Origin of the sequence: Sphingomonas mangrovi (genome assembly GCF_047975845.1) — a bacterium.
GTDB lineage: Bacteria > Pseudomonadota > Alphaproteobacteria > Sphingomonadales > Sphingomonadaceae > Sphingomonas.
This window is the reverse complement of sequence record NZ_JBIUCZ010000024.1, coordinates 1-14,970: the sequence shown is the minus strand read 5'-3', so window position 1 is coordinate 14,970 and position 14,970 is coordinate 1. Positions and strand designations below refer to the sequence as shown.

The following is a 14,970-nucleotide window of genomic DNA, read 5'->3' as shown; positions in this document are numbered from 1 at the left end:
CGGTCGCCGTGGCCCCTCTCCTCTCCGTTCCGATGGTCAGGAAATCATTCGGCCGGGCCACCGACGCCCAGCTGGCGGTTGCGGGCGGCGCGATCCTGCGCCGCGAGCAGCTGGTCGCCCGCCTGCAGATAGGGAACCGGGTTCACCGCGGCGCCGTTGATCCGCACCTCGTAGTGGAGGTGGCTGCCGGTCGAGCGGCCGGTCGAGCCCATCAGGCCGATCAGCTGGCCGCGACGGACGCGGGTGTTCTGGCTCACCAGGATCTTCGACAGGTGGCCGTAGCGGGTCTGGATGCCCTTACCGTGGTTGAGCTCGATCAGGTTGCCGTAGCCGCCGGCGCGCTGGGCGCGGCCGACGATGCCGTCGGCGGTGGCGTAGACCGGCGTGCCGAGCGGCCCGGGAAGGTCGATGCCGGCGTGCATCGCGGCGGTGCCGCGGAACGGGTCGGAACGGACGCCGAAGTTGCTCGACAGCTTGATGTTGTCGACCGGCTGGAGCGACGGGATCGCGATCGCCGCCTGCTCGAGCGTGTCGAGCTTCTTCCAGGTCATGAACAGGTTGCGGAACTGGCTGTCCGCCTCGGTCGAGGCGGCGGTGACGGTGGCGGCTTCGCTGGCGCTCACCGGCTCGAACGGACCGCCCATGCCCAGCTTCTCGGGACGCAGGCCCAGCTTGCGGACTTCGCCCGCCGTCTCGGCCAGCCGTGCCGCGGCGACGCGCTGCGCCTGTGCGGCGAGGCGTGCCTGACGCTGCTCGACGCGCTCCAGCGGCGCGGTGACGCTGGCGAGCGCCTTGCCGCCTTCGGGCAGCGGCGCGAGCGCGGCGTCGGCGAGCCGGGCGGGATCGCCCTCGCCGGTCAGCACCGCGGCGATCAGCGCCTGACGCTGGTCGATGCGGGCGGCGTGCGCGGCGGCGACCTGGCGCAGCTCGGCGACATTGGCCTGCATCGTGCGGACCTGCTGGCGCATGCTGTCGACGGTGGCGGCGGTCTCCGACTGGGCGACCAGCCCGGTGTCGACGGCCGCGTTGGCGACGCCGTAGCCGGAGAAGCCCAGCGTCAGCGCGGCGACCGCGGTGGCGATCGCCTGGGTGCGTGCAGCGATGCGGATGCGGCGGCGGGTCCGGCCGTCATGCACGATGACGTCGCGCGCTGCGAAGAAACGACGGAACCGCTCGGCGAGACCGGCGTTGTTCGGGAGGATGGTGCTGATGATCATTTAGAGTCCGGCGTTCCAAGCTTTCCGCGGCCGGTTCACGGCCCGCCGCGTCTCATCAATGTCTCAGCTGCAGCCCCTCCGCGCCTTGACGAGTGGTGGTTGATCCTACCGGTCAGCTTTGCGCAAGCGGCGCGTAGTAATCCCGCGTCAGACCGGCACTCGCGCGCGCTGAATCGTTGAACGGTGGCTTAACGGCCCCGCGGAAGTGCCGCCGGACGAGCATCTGCCAATGCGGCACCGGGATGATTCGCTCGATTTTACAACGGCTTTCGAACCATCGGCTGCCGGCGGAAACATGCCGGATCTCATCGGTGTAGATGCGGTGGAGGATGCGGGCGGTGGCCTCGTCCCCGGCCGCACGCGCCCGTTCGACGGTGGCCGGGGTGACGTCCAGCCCGCGCGCTTCCAGCACCATCGGCACCACCGCCAGCCGCGCGAGCGCGTCGTGCGCGGTCTCGATCGCCGCATCCCACAGCCCGTCGTGCGCGGGCAGCGCGCCATAGCCGCTGCCGAGCTGCCGGAGACGCCGTTCGAGCAGCGCGAAGTGCATCGCCTCGTCCGCACCCACCCCGATCCAGTCGTCAGTGAAGCCGCGCGGGAACTCGCCGCCGAACCGTCCGGCGGCATCGAACGCCAGGTCGATCGCGACGAACTCGATGTGCGCGAGCGCGTGGAGCAGCGCCAGCCGCCCGCGCTCGGACCCGCCCTTGCCGCGCTTGGGCATGCGGTTCGGCGGCAGCAGCTCGGGACGGTCGGGTCGGCCAGGCCGGTCGGGCATGTCTACGTCGAAGGCGAACGCCAGGTCGCCGCGTCTCCAGGCGCGCGCCGCCGCCCGCGCCGCCTTCACCTTGGCGCGCGGCTCGGCGGTCTCCAGCACCGCGCGGCAGGCCTGCGCGATGCTGGTCACGCCGGCGTCGGCAGGTCGCGCGCGGCTGCGAGCACCGCCTCGGCATGGCCCGGCACCTTCACCTTGCGCCACTGCCGCACCAGCCGCCCCTCGGCGTCGAACAGGAAGGTCGCGCGCTCCACGCCCATGTATGTGCGGCCGTAGAGCGTCTTTTCGCCCCACACGCCGAACGCCTCGCACGCAGCACCATCGTCGCTCGCCAGCCGCACGCGGAGGTCGTGCTTGGCAGCGAAGCGCTCCAGCTTGGCCGGCGGGTCCTTCGACACGCCGATCACCGTCACCCCGGCCGCCTCGAACTGCGGCTGGAGGTCGCCGAAGTCGATCGCCTCGCGCGTGCAGCCGGCCGTGTCCGCCTTGGGGTAGAAATAGACCAGCAGCGGCCGCACCGCCGCCAGATCGAACCGCGTCCCGTCACTCGCCGTCAGCGTCACCGCCGGAATCGCATCGCCTTCGTTCATCGCGTGTCCTCGCTTACCGTCGCCCAGGCCTCCGCCACCCGTTGCCGCGCGGCGTCGAGCGACGCAACCGCCTGCTCCCAGTCCGGCTGGCCGAGCGCGCGCGCGACCAGCGCCCGCGATGCCGGCGGCGGCAGCTGCGCGTCGGGCGCGACCAGCCGGGCGGTGACCAGCGCACGGGTCAGCAGCGCATGCGCCGCCTCGATCCCCGGCGGCAGCAGCCCCGCCGTCTCCAGCGCCGCCGCCGCCTCCGCCAGCCCGGGGTGGAAGCCGGTGCGATGGACCAGCTGGACGACGTGCACCGCGAACTCCAGGTCGACCAAGCCGCCGGGCGCGAGCTTGACGTCGAGCGGCCCCTGCGCCGGCTTGTGCCGCGCCATTTCGGCGCGCATCGCGCGTGCCTCGGCGGCGACGTCGCGTTCCGGACGGTCGCCGTCGAGCACCGCGCGGACGATCGCCGCCACCTGCGCCCGCGCCGCCGGCGATCCGAACACCGGCCGCGCCCGCGTCAGCGCCATATGCTCCCAGGTCCAGGCGCTCTCGCGCTGGTAGCGGGCGAAGCCGTCGAGCGAGACCACCAGCGGCCCCTGCCCGCCCGACGGCCGCAGCCGCGTGTCGATGTCGTAGAGCGGCCCTGACGCGGTCGGCACCGACAGCGCCGCGCTCACCCGCTGCGCCAGCCGGTTGTAGTAGAGCACCGCACCCAGCGGCTTGGGCCCGTCCGATTCCGCGCGATAGTCGCCGGTGAACAGATAGACGAGGTCGAGGTCGGAGGCGTGGGTCAGCAGCCCGCCGCCCAGCCGCCCCAGCGCGACCAGCACCAGCTCGCTGTCGGGCACCCGCCCGTGCTGCGCCGCGAATTGGGCGACGGTGGCGGCGACCAGCGTCTCGATCGCCGCCTCCGCGACGCGGCCATAGCCCGCCGCCACCGCCAGCGGATCGCTGGTCCCGGCGACGATCTGCGCGCCGAGCGCGAACCGCTTTTCCCCCACCACCGTGCGGACATGGTCGAGCACCGCCTCGTACGGCGCACCCGGCTCGCGTGGCGCCATCTCCGCGGCGAGTTCGGCCACCGCGCCGACCGCCTCCAGCGCACTCGCGTCGATCAGCCCGTCGAGCAGCGTCGCCCGCCGCGCCAGCGCCTCCGCCAGCGTCGGCGCGTGGCACAGGATCGCGCTCAGCAGCTTGGCGAGCGCGGGCTGCGCCTCCAGCAGCCGGAACAGGTTGATCGCGCTCGGCAGCCGGCCGAGCATCGCGTCGAGCCGGATCAGCGCGCGATAGGGATCGGCCGCGGTGCCGAGACTCGCCAGCATCTCGGGCAGCGCCGCCTCCAGCGCGGTGCGCGCCGCCGGGCTGCGCAGCGCCGGATAGCGGCCGCTGCGCCAGTCGGCGATGCGCCGCGCCGCCTGGTCCGCCGGATCGAAGCCGAGCTCGCCGAGCCGCGCCTCGAGCAGCTGGCCGTCCCCCGGCACCGCCGGCCGGTCGCTGGCGCCCAGCGTGTCGTAGACCGCCGCCACCGCCTCCACCTGCGGCCGCAGCAGCGCGAGCAGCGCCGCGCCGTCCGCCACCCCGTGCAGCCGCGCGACGTTATCCAGCGCCTCGGCGGAGGTCGGCAGGCTGTGGGTCTGGCGATCGTCGACCATCTGCAGTCGATGCTCGACGGTGCGGAACAGCGTGTAGCCTTGCCCCAGCGTCGCCGCCTGCTCGGGCGCGATCCACCCCGCCTCGGCCAGCGCGACCAGCGCGTCGAGCGTGGCGGGCGCGCGCAGCGCCCGGTCACGGCCGCCGTGGATCAGCTGGTGGACCTGCGCGAAGAACTCTGCTTCGCGGATGCCGCCGCGCCCACGCTTGAGGTCGTAGCCGGGGCCGAACGCCTGGCCTTGCGCGTAATGGTCGCGGATCCGGCCGGAAATCTGGCGGATCTCGGCGATCGCACCGTAGTCGAGCGCACGGCGCCACACGAACGGCCGGATCGCCACCAGGAAGCGCCGGCCGAGCGACAGGTCGCCGGCGGCGGCGCGCGCACGGATGAAGGCGGCGCGCTCCCACGGCAGCGCCTGCGATTCGTAGTAGCTGATCGCCGCCCCCACCGGCAGCGCGATCGGCGACGCCTCGGGCGCTGGGCGCAGCCGCAGGTCGACGCGCAGCACATAGCCGTCGCCGTCGCGCGTCTGGAGCAGCTCGGTCGCGCGCCGGGCGATCTTGATCGCCGCCTCGTCGGGCGTCTCGCGCTCGCGGTGCGGCAGCGTCGCGCGGTCGAACAGCAGGATCGGGTCGACGTCCGACGAATAGTTGAGCTCGCGGCTGCCCTGCTTGCCGAGCGCGATCGCGACGAAGCCCTGTGCCGGCGCGCCCGGCGTACGCTCCTCGATCGCGGCGCGGATCGCGACGTCGATCGCGCGATCGGCAAAGGCGGTGAGCAGCCCCGTCACCCGCCGCAGGTCGTAGGCGCCCGACAGGTCGCCGAGCGCCACCAGCAGCGCCACCCGCCGCCGCTCGATCCGCAGCCGCCGTGCGACCGGCATGTCCCCATCGTCGACCTCTGCGTGCCCCAGCGGATCGTCGAGCCAGTCGCGCTCGACCAGCGGCGCCTCCACCTCGAGCAATCGGGCAAGAAAAGGAGCGTGCTCGCGGGCACGTCGGATCGCCGAGTTCAGGTCCATCGAAGCTCTCGTGTCGCCAAGGAACGGGTTCGCAACGACAAAAGCGTCCGCGTCAAGCAACAAATCGTGAAATGTCGAGTTGTTCGGCGCATGGCACCTTCGTCTTCTCGCCGGCACCTTGCCGCCCCGCCCGACGCGATCGCATCGCGAGGCGTCGTCGTGCGCCGCCCCCGCGACCGCGACGGCATCGGCGCCGCCCTGCGCGAGAGCTTCGACGGCGTAGCGCAACTTCCCGACGAATTCCGCGGCTATCTGCGCGCTCTGGATCGGGTAGGCAGCCGCCACTGAGGCGGCGGTTCTGTTCGTTTTGCCAGCCAAGGCCGGTATCGCCCGCTGCAGAGGGCCGTACGCGCCCCGCTACAGGCGACCGCAGGCGGAGCGGAGCACACCGACCCCACCCCATCCGTCATGCCAGCGAAAGCTGGCATCTTCATCCGCTAGCGCGCCGTATGCGGAACGAGACCCCAGCCTGCGCTGGGGTGACGGACGTTTCCGGATATGCTTCCGCCGGGCCAGGCCAACCGACCCCGTCATGCCAGCCACCACCGTCATGCCAGCCACCACCGTCATGCCAGCGAAAGCTGGCATCTCCAGCCGCAAGCGCGCCGTACGCGGAACGAGACCCCAGCTTGCGCTGGGGTGACGGGCGTCCAAGAAAGGCGCTTTCACCCCGTCGCCGGAGTGCCCCACGTCACAAAATGTCGGAAGCCACCGCCCTCAGCGGTCGCGGCTGAGCTCGTTGACCTCGCCCATGATCGCTTCGAGCGCGGTCTGGTCGCCGTTGCCGGGGTGCGAGGCGCGCGCGGGCAGGTCGCCGCTGCTCAGCAGGTTCTCCAGCGCGACGCGGCCGCGCGCGACGCGGCTCTTGATCGTGCCGACCGCCACGTTGCAGATCTCGGCCGCTTCCTCATAGGCGAAGCCGCCCGCTCCCACCAGGATCAGCGCCTCGCGCTGCGGCTGCGGCAGGTGGAGCAGCGCGCGCTGCATGTCGGACAGCTCGACGTGGCGATCCTGGCTCGCCGGCGCCGCGAGGATGCGGTCGGCGACCAGATCGTCCCACTCGCCCTTGAAGCGCGCGCGGCGCATCTGCGAGAGATAGAGGTTGCGCAGGATGATGAAGGTCCAGGCGCGCATGTTGGTGCCGGCCTGGAATCGCTGACGCGCCGCCCAGGCCTTTAGCAACGTTTCCTGCACCAGATCGTCGGCAAGATCGCGGCTGCCGGAGAGCGAGCGGCCGAACGCGCGCAGGTGCGGGATCACCTGCGCCAGCTGCTTCTTGAACTCGGGATCGGACAGCGCGACGTGCTCGACGGCGCCGGTCTCTTCCACGTCGTTCTCGTCGCCCGTAACTTCCGGTGCAGTCATGAAAATCCGATCGGTGGGCGGCCGCACAGTCGCAGCGTCGCCGGTGGTGCCAACATAAGGGATGTACCCGCCGATTGCCAGCGGACGACGGCCGGATCGTCCGGCCGCCCGATCAGGCCCAGAGGATAATGGCGTACACCACGACGATCAGCAGCAGCGAGATGCCGAGGACGTAGCGGGTGATCCCGGGGGTCGACCCCGCGCGAGCGCGGTCGGTGTTGAGGTGCGTGCGCTTCTCGTCAACCATATGGCCTTAACCCCCGAAGATCGTTTTGGCTCCGTATCAGCCGTTCGGTACCGTCGACTGATCGAAAAACAGCGCCTGGCTGATCGCCGCCTTCACCGTCGAGCGCTGGAACGGCTTGGTGATGAGGAAGGTCGGCTCCGGCCGCTCGCCGGTCAGCAGTCGCTCGGGGAAGGCGGTGATAAAGATCACCGGCACGTCGAACTCGGCCAGGATGTCCTTGACCGCATCGATGCCCGAGCTGTCGTCGGCAAGCTGGATGTCGGCGAGCACCAGGCCCGGCCGATCCTCCATCGCCAGCGCCACCGCCTCGTCGCGGGTGACGGCGACGCCGGTCACGTCGTGGCCCAGGTCGCGGACGATCGTCTCCAGGTCCATCGCGATCAGCGGCTCGTCCTCGATGATCATCACCCGCGAGCGGGTCTGCGCCTCGATCTCGCGCAGCGCCTCGGTCACCAGTGCCTCGACCTCCTCCTCGGAGGAATCGATCAGATAGGCCGTGTCCTCGTTGGTGAAGCCTTCCATCGCGGTCAGCAGCAGCGCCTGGCGCGACAGCGGCGCGATGCGGGCGAGCCGGGCGCGCGCGATCGCTTCCTGGTCGCCGCTCGCCTGCTCGCGGGCGAAGTCCGCTTCCGACTGGGTCGACGACCAGATCGCCTGGAAGGTGCGGTAGAGACCGAGGCGGGGATCCACGTCGCGGGGGAATTCTTCGGGTGCCGCCACGATCGCCTCCAGGGCGGCGCGCACGTAGCGATCGCCTTCCGACTGGCTGCCCGTGAGCGCGCGACCGTAGCGCCGCAGGAAAGGAAGGTGCGGCGCCAGTTGCTGTCCAAGCGACATGATCGGGTAGGTCTCCTCCAAGGTGGAACGGCCATTCTGGGGGGCCGCCCCACCGTTTGCAATTCACTTTCACGACGGCGGAAGAGACGCTCTCCCCCGAATTCGCGTCGGGGGTGGAACCAACGAAGGCGAATTTGGTTTCACGTGATACGCCGGTGCCATGCCTGCCGCGGATGTTGACGCCCCTGTTCGCATCCGATGGGTTGGCGTGGCCGGGTTTGTTCATGTAGTGCACGGCGAGGTGCCGCACTTAGGGGGCTAGGGTGTGCAGTTGGTGACGGGTTCGAACGAAGCGGAACGGCAGGATCGCGCCGCGACCACAGACAGACAGAAGCCCCAGGACGGCAAGCAGAAGAACGTGGGCGACGCGCTGCGGGCGGTCTATCAGGACGCCGCCGGCGAACAGATCCCCGACGAGATGCTCGACCTGCTCAGCAAGCTGCAATAGCGCCAGCTGCGTGGCGGAGGATGAACCCGAACGCCGCAGGCCGACCGCGCCTGCGGCGGTGCTGCAGCGTCTGCCGACCGGCGCGCGCGTCTTTCTGATCCTCAGCATCGCGCTGCTGCCGCTGGCGCTGATCGCGCTCTTCGCGACGCTGCAGACGACCCGTACCGCCGACCTGGAGACCCGCGCCCGGCTGCGCGTGGCCGGGGTCGAGGCGTCGCGGGCGCTCGCCAACGAGCTGGTCGGCGACGTCAACGCGCTGCGCGTCGCGCTGCTCGCGATCGACGGCGACGACGAGGATTCGCCCAGCTGCGCGCGTGTCCAGGGTATTTTCGCCCAGCAGTCCGCCGCCGGCATTCGCTTCGAGATTGCGGGCTCCGACGCCGCAACCCTGTGCGGTGCGCCGCTGCCGGTGACGCTGCCGACCCCGCCCGAACCGGACCGCCTCCAGGTGACGCTGCTTCCCGAACAGGGGCTGGTGGTCCACCTGCCCGCCGCCCCCAACGGCAGCCGTGCCGATGCCTTCTTTCCCACCGCGGTGCTCGCCGACATCGCCCGACCGAGCGGCTTCATCCCGCCCTATGCCGCGCAGCTGAACCAGGAGGACGGCGCCACCCTTCTGCTCCAGGCGCTGCCGCGCCGCGGTCCGCTCGACCGGCACGAGACTTTGGTGGTGCCGCTCGGCGTCGATAACCTCAACTTCGCCATGTCGGTGCGCAGTGCCCCGATCACCTCGCCGGTGCTCGTCGCGATGCTGCTGCCGCTGCTGATGTGGGCAAGCGCCGCCGGCATCGGCTGGTTCGTGGTCGACCGGCTGCTGATCCGTCCGCTGCGCCGGCTGCGCGCGAGCGTCGCCGCATTCACGCCGGGCGAAGGCATCGGCAGGATCGATCTGGGCTCCGCCCCGGCGCAGGAGATCGCCGAGCTCGGCGACACCTTCCAGGCGATCACCCGCACCGTCCACGAGCACGAGACGAACCTTGCCGAGGGGCTGGTCCGCCAGACCAAGCTGACGCGCGAGGTCCACCACCGCGTCAAGAACAACCTCCAGGTCATCGCCAGCCTGATCAACTTCCACGCGCGCAGCGCGCCGAGTGCCGACGCCAGCGCCGCCTATGCCTCGATCCAGCGCCGCGTCGACGCGCTCGCGGTGGTCCACCGCCACCACTACGCCGAGATGGAGGAGAACCGCGGGCTCGAACTGCGCGCGGTGATCGGCGAGCTGGCGTCGAACATCCGCGCCACCGCGCCCGAACATGCCTCGGGCCTCGGCATCACCATCGACGTCGAGCCGCTGCTTGTGTCGCAGGACGTCGGCGTCGCCGTGTCCTTCCTGCTGACCGAGTTGATCGAACTCGCCATGTCGGTCAATCCGTCGACCCAGGTGCGGATCTCCGCCAAGATTGCGGGCGAGGCCGAGCAGGTGACCGTCCGCGTCAGCTCGCCCGCGCTGGTCGAAAGCGCCGAACTCGGCGAGCTGGTCGGCACCCGCTACGGGCGCGTGCTGCTCGGCCTGTCGCGCCAGCTGCGCGCACCGCTCCACCACGATCCGCTGGTGGGCGCCTACGAAATCGCGATCAGCGGCCGCTCGGCCCGCTGATCGCGCCCGTCGCGCCGCCCACGAGTCGGCGAGCATCCCCCAGGATTTCGCAGAGGCGAAAAAGATTTGATGGGGTGCGCTTTTTCGCGGAACCTCCCCGCCAGTGCGCCGTTCTGCTCTTCGGATAGCGACCTTATGCCCCCCCGCTCTCGCTATCCAGAACACGGGCCCGGACGCGTCTACCCTCCCCCCCCCCCCGGTAACGCGTCCGGGCCCACATTTTTTTTCGCATCTCCTGCACCTTCCCGTTCGCTTCGGCCGGCCGATATTTTTCGCGGTCGAGACGCGCGCGGAACGAAAGTCCGCGCCGGACATTCATGCGGAACAGGTTCAATGATGTCTTTGGAGACAACGCATGCGTAAGGTTCTGGGTCTGATGGTGGTCGCCGGCGCGCTGATGGTCAGCGCTTGCAACACGATCGAGGGCGCGGGCCGCGACGTCTCGTCGGCCGGCGATGCCGTCTCGGGCGCGGCGAACGACAGCAAGTAAGCCCGTCGTCTCGATCAAGGAAAACGGGCGGTCCGGAGCTTCCGGGCCGCCCGTTTTCGTTTTCAGCGCATCGATGCGATGGGTGCGCTCAGGGCTTGATCCCGTAGCGCGCATATTCCTCGACGATGCGAGGCGACTGGAGCTTGGCCGCCGCGAAGTCCGCCTGCGCCCCTGCAGCATCTCCCTTCGCCTTGCGCACCACGCCGCGCATGAACAGCGAGGCGGGCCGTCCGGGGGAAAGCTCCAAAGCCGCATCCAGATCGGTGAGGGCTTCGTCCAATCGGTTCATCCGGAAGTAGACCACACCGCGGCTGTCGAGGATCATCGACGGAGTATCGGCGAGTTCGATCGCCTTGGTGCAGTCGCGCAACGCCTCTTCCAGCGCAACATTGCGCGTGCCCTTCACCCAGCAGCGCTCGTTGAGTAGCGGCACCTGCCCCGGACGTGCCGCGATCGCCGCGTCGAGCGTCGCGATCGCTTCGTCCCGGCGCCCCGCTTCTGCCAGCACATAACTCCGCGTCATCTGAAGCTCGGTGCGTTGCGCCCCTCCGGTCGTCCCGTCCTGTCGGTCGAGGCGTGCGACGGCGGCCGCCCCCTCGCCATGCAGCGCCTCGTACCGCGCGAGTTCGAGTTGTACCGGGACGCTGCCGGGCTCCAGTGTCTCCGCCGCGACCAGATCGAGGTGCGCTTTGGCATCCTCGTTGGTCTGCCGGTACAGCCATGCGCGCCACAGATGCCGCCCGGCGGTCGAGCCCAGCGCGATCGCGCGGTCGACGTCCGCCAGCGCGCCGCGCCAGTCGTACAGCGACTGGCGGAAGCGGGCGCGACGCTCGTACGCCTCGGCATCGTCGGCGTGGTCGGCGACGTTCTTCGCGAACGCCGCCTCCAGCGGCGCCAGACGCTTGTCGCGCACCGCCGCGGTCACCTCCTGCCAGGGGGCGGGCCGCACCTCGGGCGCCACCGCCGCCAGCAGGCGGGTCTTGGCCTTCGCGACGCGGCCGCGCTGGTCGTTGATGTCGGCCGCGGCGATCTCGGCACCATCGGCGCGCAGATCTTCGCGCACGACGATCCAGTCGCCCTCCCGCGTCACCTGGCGATCGACCGCGAGGCCGGCGTAGTGCCCCGGCAGCGTCTGGTCGCCGTCCAGCGCGACGTCCCTGCCGCCCCCCGGCAACCGAACGCGCGTGACGATCCGGTTGTAGGCCGGGCCGTTGGTCGCCGCCGGCAGCCCCTGCCAGCCGGTGCGGGACCGATCGGGATCGAAGCTCAGCGGACCGATCGCATGGTCGAGCGGCAGCCGCAGCTTGCGGTCGTCGCTCTGCCACGGGCTGTCGGCGATCCCCGACACCTCGACCGTGGCGATCCCGCTCGCCGCATCCCAACGGATGCTGCGATCGACGACCGTCGCGTTGCCGATCGTGTTCGCGATGATCCCGGCGGCCATCTGGTCCTTCTGCTCGCGGTCGGCCTGCGATGCGGCGAGGTTGAGTTCCTGGCCCATCGCGCCGCGCAGGGCGAAGGTCGCCTTGTAGACGGTGGGAAGCGTGTAGCCCGCGCTCTGGTCCAGCTCGATCGTCACCGACGTCTGCGGCCGCGCCGGCGCCGCCAGCGGCACCGGCATCAGCGTCGCGCCGGCCGCGCGGACCGGCAGCACGGTGCGGAAGGGCGGCGCATCGCCCAGGTCGTCCCGACGCGTGCCCGAATCGGTTCCGTCGAGCCACAGCGTGCGCCCGTCGACGGTCGCGCGCACCAGCACATGGTTGAACGCCGCCGCGCTCGGCAGGCGGCCGGCGACCAGATCGCCCATGCCGATGCTGGCGAGGACCGGCTCCGCGTCGACGTCGAGCGCGTCGAGCAGCGCCAGCAGCAGCAGCGTCTTCGCCTTGCAGTCGCCGTAGCGTCGCTGCCAGGTGTCGGCGGGCGACTGCGGGTGGTAGTTGCCGCCGGCCATGCCGTTGAACAGGTAGCGGACCTCGTCCTGCACCAACCGCAGCGCGGCGGCGGTGCGGTCGAGCGGCGCCCGGTTGGCGGCCTTGATCTTCGCGACCTCGGCGGCGAGCGGGCTGCCCGGCGGGATCGCGCCCTCGGTGCGGTAGAGCGGCGCCATCGTCCGCGACACCGCCTGCCAGTCGGCGAAGCTGGTCGCCTCCAGCATCTCGGTGCGCTGGAACCGCAGCGGCACGTCGCCGGGCAGTTCCTCGGCCTTGGCGAGCGGCACCGCCACCTCCAGCTCCTGGAAGCCGCCAGCGCGCACCGGCTTGGCCGCGGTGCCCTTCGGTGTCCGCCACTGCACCGCGGTGCCCTCGTCCCACAGCAGCCGGGTGCGCGCGAAGCCGACGCGCACCGGTGCGCTCACCAGCGGCACCACCGTCTGCACGTTGCCGGCCAGCGCCGTATCCTTGCTGGTGGTGGAGAAGGCGACGCGCAGCACGTCGCCGACGCGCAGACCCTCGACCGTCATCGTCGCGGTCAGCACGCCGGTCAGCTGAAGCTGCTCGAGCTGTTCCTCGCGCCGCAGCACGCTGAAGCGCTCGCCCTTCGCCAGCGCGTCGATCCGCTCGCCACCGCGCAGGATCTCGACCTTGTGGACGATCAGGTCGCCGTCGTCGGGCTGCCACGGCAGCTGCACCGTTCCCGCCTGGTTGAGCATCTGCGCCGAGGCGATGCGCGTCGCGCCGTCGGTGTAGGCCCAGCGCTCGCCGTCGTGCAGCCGATGCTGCTGGTCGACGAGCAGCAGCACGGGCGATTCGCCGTCGAGCTTGCTCGTGTCGAGCGGCGGCGCCGGCTTCACCCAGTCGGGCGCCGGCTGGTAGATCGGCTTGTCCCCCGCCCAGGCCGGCGCCGACGCCAACAGCAGCGCCAGTACCGACGCACAACGATATTGCATGATGTCCCCCTGTTCCCTGCGCCAGACTAGGCGAAATCTGGGCGCGGACAAATGGACATTCGGTGCAGCATCGATGCAGCCGCTGCGATACTGGCGCGCTACCTCGCGGCGCGCGCCGGACGGTTCAGGCGGCGCGCTGTGCGTCGAAGGTGGCGCGGGCGCGCTCGACCTCGGGCAGATTGCGCATCGTCCAGGCATAGAGCGCGCGGAACGGCGGCTGGAGCGTGCGCCCCAGCGGCGTGATCTCATACTCCACCGCCACCGGCGACGCTGGGATCACCCGGCGCGACACCAGCCCGTTGCGTTCGAGCCGGCGCAGGCACTGGGTCAGCGCCTTCTGCGTCACCCCTTCCAGCCGCCGCTTGACCGCGTTGAACCGCAGCGGCCCGTCGTCGAGCGTGGTGAGCACCATCATCGACCATTTGTCGGCGATCTGGTCGAACAGCAGCCGGCTTGGGCAGTCCGCATGGAAATGGTCGCACGCGATCACCGGCGGTTTCCTCGAATATACCTGCGCACTTTGGAGTACCTTATTGATCTCAGGTTTCCCAGATATACCTACCCGGCTCCCTTCGCAACGGAGCCCTGCCGAATGCCCGCATCCGCCGACGTCCTCTTCCGCCCCTTCCGCATCAAGTCACTCGACCTGCCCAATCGCATCGTCATGGCGCCGATGACGCGCGGCTTCGCGCCCGCCGGCATCCCGGGCGAGCCCCAGGCCGCCTATTATCGCCGCCGCGCCGAAGGCGGGGTGGGGCTGATCCTGTCCGAAGGCACGGTGATCGACCGCCCCGCCTCACGCAACATGGCCGGCATCCCGCTGTTCCACGGCCAGCAGGCGCTCACCGGGTGGCAGCAGGTGATCGACGCCGTCCACGCCGCCGGCGGCAAGATGGCACCGCAAATCTGGCACACCGGCTCCACGGTGGGTCCGGACGGCTGGGAACCGGACGCACCGGTCGAAAGCCCCTCCGGCCTCGTCGCGCCGGGCCAGCCGCGTGGCGACGCGATGACCGACGAAGCGATCGCCGACACCATCGCCGCCTTCGCCCGCGCCGCCGCCGACGCCAAGCGGCTGGGCTTCGACACGGCCGAGATCCACGGCGCGCACGGCTACCTGATCGACCAGTTCTTCTGGACGGGCACCAACGAGCGCGCCGATCGCTGGGGCGGCGCGACGATCCGCGAGCGTTCGCGGTTCGCCGGCGAGGTGGTGAAGGCGGTGCGTGCGGCGGTCGGCCCCGACTTCCCCGTGATCCTGCGCCTCAGCCAGTGGAAGCAGCAGGACTATGCCGCACGGCTCGCGGAGACGCCGAAGGCGATGGCCGACTGGCTGCAGCCGCTGGTCGATGCCGGCGCCGACGTGCTCCACTGCTCGCAGCGCCGATTCTGGGAACCCGAGTTCCCCGAGCTGGACGGCGAGCAGGGGCTCAACTTCGCCGGCTGGGCCAAGAAGCTCACCGGCGCGGCGACGATCAGCGTCGGCTCGGTCGGCCTGTCGGGCGAGTTCCTGGGCGCGTTCGGCGGCGAAAGCTCGACCACCGTCGGGCTCGACCGGCTGGTCGAGCGCATGGAACGCGACGAGTTCGACCTGATCGCCGTCGGCCGCGCGCTCATCAGCGATCCCGACTGGGTGGCGAAGGTCCGCGAAGGCGACGCCGCCGGCTTGCGGGGCTTCGACGCGAGGGCGCTCGCCGAACTGGCGTAACGGCGGCGAGTTGGTTTCCCCACCCGTCATCCTGACGAACGTCAGGATGTGGATTCACATTCGAAGTGCAACAGTTGGAACGCCTCGGCGGGGGTACGGAAGCCGAGGCACTTTCTGGGGGTGTTGTTGTAGGCGCGCGCGACCCGTTC

At 70.8% G+C, this 14,970-nt stretch carries 14 protein-coding genes and 1 pseudogene; 5 read left to right on the top strand and 10 right to left on the bottom strand.

Features of this window, described 5'->3' with window-relative positions; translation table 11 throughout:
- Nucleotides 1-44: 44 nt before the first annotated feature.
- The 4 genes from ACBY01_RS12030 to ACBY01_RS12015 form a co-directional block, all read right to left on the bottom strand.
- On the bottom strand, nt 45-1,217 hold the full coding sequence (locus ACBY01_RS12030; RefSeq protein ID WP_416461110.1) for a M23 family metallopeptidase: 1,173 nt from the start codon (nt 1,215-1,217) through the stop codon (nt 45-47).
- 112 nt (nt 1,218-1,329) lie between these two features.
- Nucleotides 1,330-2,124: a ferritin-like domain-containing protein gene (locus tag ACBY01_RS12025; RefSeq protein ID WP_416461108.1), complete on the bottom strand. Its 795-nt coding sequence runs from the start codon at nt 2,122-2,124 to the stop codon at nt 1,330-1,332.
- Nucleotides 2,121-2,582 (bottom strand): peroxiredoxin, encoded by a 462-nt coding sequence (locus tag ACBY01_RS12020; RefSeq protein ID WP_416461107.1) that lies wholly within the window; start codon nt 2,580-2,582, stop codon nt 2,121-2,123. Before ACBY01_RS12020 ends, ACBY01_RS12025 begins: the two co-directional genes overlap by 4 nt.
- A complete protein-coding gene (locus ACBY01_RS12015) occupies nt 2,579-5,242 on the bottom strand; it encodes a bifunctional [glutamine synthetase] adenylyltransferase/[glutamine synthetase]-adenylyl-L-tyrosine phosphorylase (protein ID WP_416461105.1) in 2,664 nt (887 codons plus the stop codon). Before ACBY01_RS12015 ends, ACBY01_RS12020 begins: the two co-directional genes overlap by 4 nt.
- Here ACBY01_RS12015 and ACBY01_RS12010 point away from each other — a divergent pair.
- Nucleotides 5,204-5,530 carry a hypothetical protein gene (locus ACBY01_RS12010; protein WP_416461159.1) on the top strand — a complete coding sequence of 109 codons (327 nt, stop codon included), beginning with the start codon at nt 5,204-5,206 and terminating at the stop codon, nt 5,528-5,530. The genes ACBY01_RS12015 and ACBY01_RS12010 overlap by 39 nt on opposite strands.
- A 429-nt stretch (nt 5,531-5,959) precedes the next feature.
- Here ACBY01_RS12010 and ACBY01_RS12005 read toward each other — a convergent pair whose 3' ends face one another.
- From ACBY01_RS12005 to ACBY01_RS11995, 3 genes are all read right to left on the bottom strand, one after another.
- Nucleotides 5,960-6,607 carry a sigma-70 family RNA polymerase sigma factor gene (locus ACBY01_RS12005; protein WP_416461104.1) on the bottom strand — a complete coding sequence of 216 codons (648 nt, stop codon included), beginning with the start codon at nt 6,605-6,607 and terminating at the stop codon, nt 5,960-5,962.
- A gap of 112 nt (nt 6,608-6,719) precedes the next feature.
- The gene (locus tag ACBY01_RS12000; protein ID WP_416461103.1) at nt 6,720-6,854 is read right to left on the bottom strand and encodes a hypothetical protein; all 135 of its coding nucleotides are present in this window, start codon (nt 6,852-6,854) and stop codon (nt 6,720-6,722) included.
- Nucleotides 6,855-6,890: 36 nt separating this feature from the next.
- Complete coding sequence (locus tag ACBY01_RS11995) at nt 6,891-7,691, bottom strand: response regulator (RefSeq protein WP_416461102.1); 801 nt, start codon at nt 7,689-7,691, stop codon at nt 6,891-6,893.
- Between the two features lie 274 nt (nt 7,692-7,965).
- Between ACBY01_RS11995 and ACBY01_RS11990 the strand changes: the two genes are divergently transcribed.
- The 3 genes from ACBY01_RS11990 (at nt 7,966) to ACBY01_RS11980 (ending at nt 10,226) form a co-directional block, all read left to right on the top strand.
- Nucleotides 7,966-8,139, top strand: coding sequence for a NepR family anti-sigma factor (locus tag ACBY01_RS11990; RefSeq protein ID WP_416461101.1), 174 nt, complete (start codon nt 7,966-7,968; stop codon nt 8,137-8,139).
- Between the two features lie 10 nt (nt 8,140-8,149).
- On the top strand, nt 8,150-9,736 hold the full coding sequence (locus ACBY01_RS11985; protein WP_416461100.1) for a sensor histidine kinase: 1,587 nt from the start codon (nt 8,150-8,152) through the stop codon (nt 9,734-9,736).
- Nucleotides 9,737-10,091: 355 nt separating this feature from the next.
- Nucleotides 10,092-10,226: an entericidin A/B family lipoprotein gene (locus tag ACBY01_RS11980; RefSeq protein ID WP_416461099.1), complete on the top strand. Its 135-nt coding sequence runs from the start codon at nt 10,092-10,094 to the stop codon at nt 10,224-10,226.
- Nucleotides 10,227-10,314: 88 nt separating this feature from the next.
- Here the strand turns inward: ACBY01_RS11980 and ACBY01_RS11975 are convergent, their stop codons facing one another.
- Complete coding sequence (locus ACBY01_RS11975) at nt 10,315-13,113, bottom strand: DUF3857 domain-containing protein (protein ID WP_416461098.1); 2,799 nt, start codon at nt 13,111-13,113, stop codon at nt 10,315-10,317.
- Nucleotides 13,114-13,237: 124 nt separating this feature from the next.
- Entirely contained in the window at nt 13,238-13,603 is a 366-nt protein-coding gene (locus ACBY01_RS11970; RefSeq protein ID WP_416461097.1) for a winged helix-turn-helix transcriptional regulator, read from the bottom strand.
- Between the two features lie 102 nt (nt 13,604-13,705).
- Between ACBY01_RS11970 and ACBY01_RS11965 the strand changes: the two genes are divergently transcribed.
- Entirely contained in the window at nt 13,706-14,821 is a 1,116-nt protein-coding gene (locus ACBY01_RS11965; RefSeq protein WP_416461096.1) for an NADH:flavin oxidoreductase, read from the top strand.
- 41 nt (nt 14,822-14,862) lie between these two features.
- Here the strand turns inward: ACBY01_RS11965 and ACBY01_RS17205 are convergent.
- Nucleotides 14,863-14,970: pseudogene (locus ACBY01_RS17205) on the bottom strand (IS30 family transposase); the annotation flags it as partial.

What these genes read in the sequence shown, in the direction of transcription:
- ACBY01_RS12005 (WP_416461104.1), bottom strand. Translation starts at nt 6,607, where the DNA reads ATGACTGCACCGGAAGTTACGGGCGACGAGAACGACGTGGAAGAGACC.
- ACBY01_RS11975 (WP_416461098.1), bottom strand. Translation starts at nt 13,113, where the DNA reads ATGCAATATCGTTGTGCGTCGGTACTGGCGCTGCTGTTGGCGTCGGCG.
- ACBY01_RS12020 (WP_416461107.1), bottom strand. Translation starts at nt 2,582, where the DNA reads ATGAACGAAGGCGATGCGATTCCGGCGGTGACGCTGACGGCGAGTGAC.
- ACBY01_RS11980 (WP_416461099.1), top strand. Translation starts at nt 10,092, where the DNA reads ATGCGTAAGGTTCTGGGTCTGATGGTGGTCGCCGGCGCGCTGATGGTC.
- ACBY01_RS12015 (WP_416461105.1), bottom strand. Translation starts at nt 5,242, where the DNA reads ATGGACCTGAACTCGGCGATCCGACGTGCCCGCGAGCACGCTCCTTTT.
- ACBY01_RS11965 (WP_416461096.1), top strand. Translation starts at nt 13,706, where the DNA reads ATGCCCGCATCCGCCGACGTCCTCTTCCGCCCCTTCCGCATCAAGTCA.
- ACBY01_RS11995 (WP_416461102.1), bottom strand. Translation starts at nt 7,691, where the DNA reads ATGTCGCTTGGACAGCAACTGGCGCCGCACCTTCCTTTCCTGCGGCGC.
- ACBY01_RS12000 (WP_416461103.1), bottom strand. Translation starts at nt 6,854, where the DNA reads ATGGTTGACGAGAAGCGCACGCACCTCAACACCGACCGCGCTCGCGCG.
- ACBY01_RS12030 (WP_416461110.1), bottom strand. Translation starts at nt 1,217, where the DNA reads ATGATCATCAGCACCATCCTCCCGAACAACGCCGGTCTCGCCGAGCGG.